4 protein-coding genes and 1 pseudogene are annotated in these 3,739 nt (G+C 63.0%); 2 read left to right on the plus strand and 3 right to left on the minus strand.

The window, feature by feature from the left end; translation table 11 throughout:
* Together HP546_RS31560 and gdhA are read left to right on the plus strand one after the other, a co-directional pair.
* A partial coding sequence (locus HP546_RS31560; protein ID WP_172232164.1) for a hypothetical protein occupies window positions 1-137 on the plus strand: 137 nt, incomplete at its 5' end.
* A gap of 221 nt (window positions 138-358) precedes the next feature.
* Window positions 359-1,699, plus strand: a complete 1,341-nt coding sequence (gdhA, locus tag HP546_RS27520) for an NADP-specific glutamate dehydrogenase (protein ID WP_172232167.1) — start codon at window positions 359-361, stop codon at window positions 1,697-1,699.
* Window positions 1,700-1,840: 141 nt separating this feature from the next.
* Here the strand turns inward: gdhA and HP546_RS27525 are convergent, their stop codons facing one another.
* From HP546_RS27525 to HP546_RS27535, 3 genes and pseudogenes are all read right to left on the minus strand, one after another.
* A complete protein-coding gene (locus tag HP546_RS27525) occupies window positions 1,841-2,338 on the minus strand; it encodes a GreA/GreB family elongation factor (RefSeq protein ID WP_172232170.1) in 498 nt (165 codons plus the stop codon).
* A gap of 67 nt (window positions 2,339-2,405) precedes the next feature.
* On the minus strand, window positions 2,406-2,762 hold the full coding sequence (locus tag HP546_RS27530) for a hypothetical protein (protein ID WP_172232173.1): 357 nt from the start codon (window positions 2,760-2,762) through the stop codon (window positions 2,406-2,408).
* Window positions 2,763-2,979: 217 nt separating this feature from the next.
* A pseudogene (locus HP546_RS27535) lies at window positions 2,980-3,739 on the minus strand (hypothetical protein); the annotation flags it as partial.

Here is a 3,739-nt window from a genome sequence, read left to right on the forward strand (position 1 = left end):
TCCTGGCCTACGAAGACGACTCGAACGTGGTGTTCTTCGAGGGCAACTACACCGAGTACGAAGCAGACCGCAAGAAGCGCCTGGGCGATGCTGCTGCCCAGCCGCACCGTGTACGGCACAAGAAACTGGCCCAGTAAGCCGGTTTACTGATGCACAGGAATGGGGCCCACGGTGGCCCCATTTTTGTGCCTGGCTGAAACAAGCCTGCGCCTATATAGGGGGTCTTTTTGTATACACTTATATAAAACGCACCAAATAATTTCAAAAAAACGACATCTCGCCCTATTCCAGTGCAATTGCTTCTTGGTACATTCCTGAAAAAACCAATAAGTCCAAACCCTTCGGTGAGATGTCTACCATGATCGAATCTGTCGACAATTTCCTTGCGCGCCTCCAGCAGCGTGACCCAGGCCAACCCGAATTCCACCAGGCGGTGGAAGAGGTGCTGCGCACCCTGTGGCCGTTCCTCGAAGCCAACCCTCACTACCTGCAATCGGGCATCCTCGAGCGCATGGTCGAGCCCGAGCGTGCGGTACTGTTCCGTGTGTCCTGGGTAGATGACCACGGCAAGGTGCAGGTCAACCGGGGCTACCGCATCCAGATGAGCAGCGCCATCGGCCCATACAAGGGCGGCCTGCGCTTCCACCCGTCGGTGAACCTCAGCGTACTGAAGTTCCTGGCCTTCGAGCAGGTATTCAAGAACTCCCTGACCTCGCTGCCCATGGGTGGCGGCAAGGGCGGCTCGGACTTCGACCCGAAAGGCAAGAGCGACGCCGAAGTGATGCGCTTCTGCCAGGCGTTCATGAGCGAGCTGTACCGCCACATCGGCGCCGACTGCGACGTACCGGCCGGTGACATTGGCGTGGGTGCCCGCGAAATCGGCTTCATGTTCGGCCAGTACAAGCGCCTGGCCAACCAGTTCACTTCGGTGCTGACCGGCAAGGGCATGACCTACGGCGGCAGCCTGATCCGCCCGGAAGCCACCGGCTACGGTTGCGTGTACTTCGCCGAAGAAATGCTCAAGCGCCAGGACAAGCGCATCGACGGTCGCCGGGTGGCAATTTCCGGTTCCGGCAATGTCGCCCAGTACGCTGCGCGCAAGGTCATGGACCTGGGCGGCAAGGTGATTTCGCTGTCCGACTCCGAAGGCACCCTGTACGCCGAAGCCGGCCTGACCGACGCCCAGTGGGATGCGGTCATGGACCTGAAAAACGTCAAGCGTGGCCGTATCAGCGAGCTGGCCGGGCAGTTCGGCCTGGAGTTCCGCAAAGGCGAGACGCCGTGGAGCCTGCCCTGCGATATCGCCCTGCCGTGCGCCACGCAGAACGAGCTGGACGCCGAAGACGCCCATACCCTGCTGCGCAATGGCTGCATCTGCGTGGCCGAAGGTGCCAACATGCCGACCACCCTGGCGGCTGTGGATATCTTCCTGGACGCCGGCATCCTCTATGCGCCGGGCAAGGCTTCCAACGCCGGTGGCGTGGCCGTGTCGGGCCTGGAAATGTCCCAGAACGCCATGCGCCTGCTGTGGACTGCCGGTGAAGTGGACAGCAAGCTGCACAACATCATGCAGTCGATTCACCATGCCTGCGTGCACTACGGTGAAGAGGCCGATGGCCGTATCAACTACGTGAAAGGCGCGAACATCGCCGGCTTCGTGAAAGTGGCCGATGCGATGCTGGCGCAGGGCGTGGTCTGATTCGCGATTCCTGGGGCCGCTTTGCGGCCCTTTCGCGACACAAGGCCGCTCCTACAAGCGATCGCGAGCAGTCAGTCTGTCGCGGTCCGCTGTAGGAGCGGCCTTGTGTCGCGATGGGCTGCAAAGCAGCCCCCTGGGACCTCAATCTCCACCCAAAACCTCAAGCACTTCTATCACCTGCTCTCCCACAGGCCGCCGCCACACCACCTCGTCCCCAGGCCCGGCACCCAGCAACGCCCGCCCCAGCGGCGACCCCCAGTTGATCAGCCCGCGCCCCGCATCGGCTTCATCCTCGCCCACCAGTTGCACCACATGCTCCTGGTCCTGGGCATCGACAAACCGCACCCGGCTACCAATCTGCACCTTGCTGCCCGACGTCGCAGCCGGCACCCGCTGGGCGCTCTGCAACCGCGCATTGAAGTAACGCAGGTCGCGCTCGATATCGGCCAGGCGCTGCTTGTCGCCACGCTCGCCCTGCGCCTGCAGTTCGCTGCGCAAGGCATTCAGCCCGGCCACCCGTTCCTGCAGCTGGCGCAGGCCGCTGGCGGTCACGTAGTTGGGTTGTTCGCTGACACGCCGCTCAACCGGTTGGTCGGCCTGGGCGGCGGCCTGGTCTTCGTTGACGAATGCTCGGCTCATGGCGGGCCTCCTTGTGCAGGTGACCATGATCGCAGGCCGGCAGTTTCAACGGATGTCCGTTTGCGACTCAGTCGTGGCGATAGGCCTTGGCGGCGCCACGGTCCTTCTCCTGCTCCCACTCGCGGTCGCGCTGGTCCCAGAAGCGTTCGTGATACTGGCGCTGCTCTTCGCTGTTCTGCATGGCGTGGCACTGGCGGAAGCCGTCATCCCAGCCGGTTTCGTACTGGCGTTCGTGCAGGTAACGCGGCACGTCCTTGCGGAAGTTGCCCACCATCAGCCCGGCCGCCTGGCGACCGCTGCCGCAGCCGTCCTGGAAGCCGTCGGCATAGGCGGGAGGGTAACCGTGCTCGACCATCTGCTGATGGGTGGTTTCGCAACCTGACAACAACAACGCGATGCACACGCCGAACCAGTACCGCGACATGACTACAAGACCCTCCAGTTGATGAGAGAGAGTCTAGGTGGCGAGTTGTCGGGGAGGTGTCAAAACAGTGTCAAAGACTCGGTTGGATCACACTGTTGCCTGTACCTGCCCTATCGCCGGCCAGTTCCCACATGTACTGCACCGGCCCGGCAGGCCGAGGTTATCCTGTGGGAGCTGGCTTGCCGGCGATGAGGCCCGTGCAGGCAACCGGCAACTTTCAGTAGTGATACCACTTCAGCTCCAGCATCACCTCGTTCTGCGCCGTGGCCAGGTGGCTGAATTCCCGCGAAGCGCTCAACCTCAGCCCCAGGTTCTGGCTGATCTCCCACTGCTGGTTCAGGCTCACACTGCGCCGCACCTCGCCATTGGTGAAATAATCGCCCTTGGCCTCCAGCGTCATGTTGCCCAGCCCGTTGCGCCACAACAGCCCGCCATTGAAGCCCGCCGCCGGGGCGATGAACTGGGCGAAGTCGTTGTGATGCTCGACCCGCACCGTACCCAGGGCAAAGCCCAGCAACCCGTCAGCCAATTGCCAGGTACCGCCAGCCCCACCGTTGACGTGGCTTACCAGCACCTCGTCATCATGCTTGCCCGGCACCCGCTCCAGGCCACCGGCTACTTGCCATGACCAGGGTTTGAGCAGCTCGTTGCGGGGTGTCAGCGAGCGGATGGTGGCCAGGTCCAGGCGCTGCACCTGCCAGTCGTTGCCTTCGTACTGGCGCACCTTCAGCTGCAGGATCTCGATCTGCGCACCCAGCGGGAAGCCATAGGCGTTGTCATTCAGATCGTGGTACGCCATGCGCAGGCCGTATTCGGCGTAGGCACGGTCCTCACGTGTGCCCACGCCCAGCTGCCAGGTGCGTGAGTCGTGGCCATCCTCGGGCAGGCCGGGGCGTTCGATCTGCAGCGGTGGTGGCGGGTTGCTGTTGATCGCCCGCAGCAACTCGAAGCTGCGCCCGGCGCGCGCAGGGTCGCGT

Source organism: Pseudomonas sp. CM25 (genome assembly GCF_013179705.1).
GTDB lineage: Bacteria > Pseudomonadota > Gammaproteobacteria > Pseudomonadales > Pseudomonadaceae > Aquipseudomonas.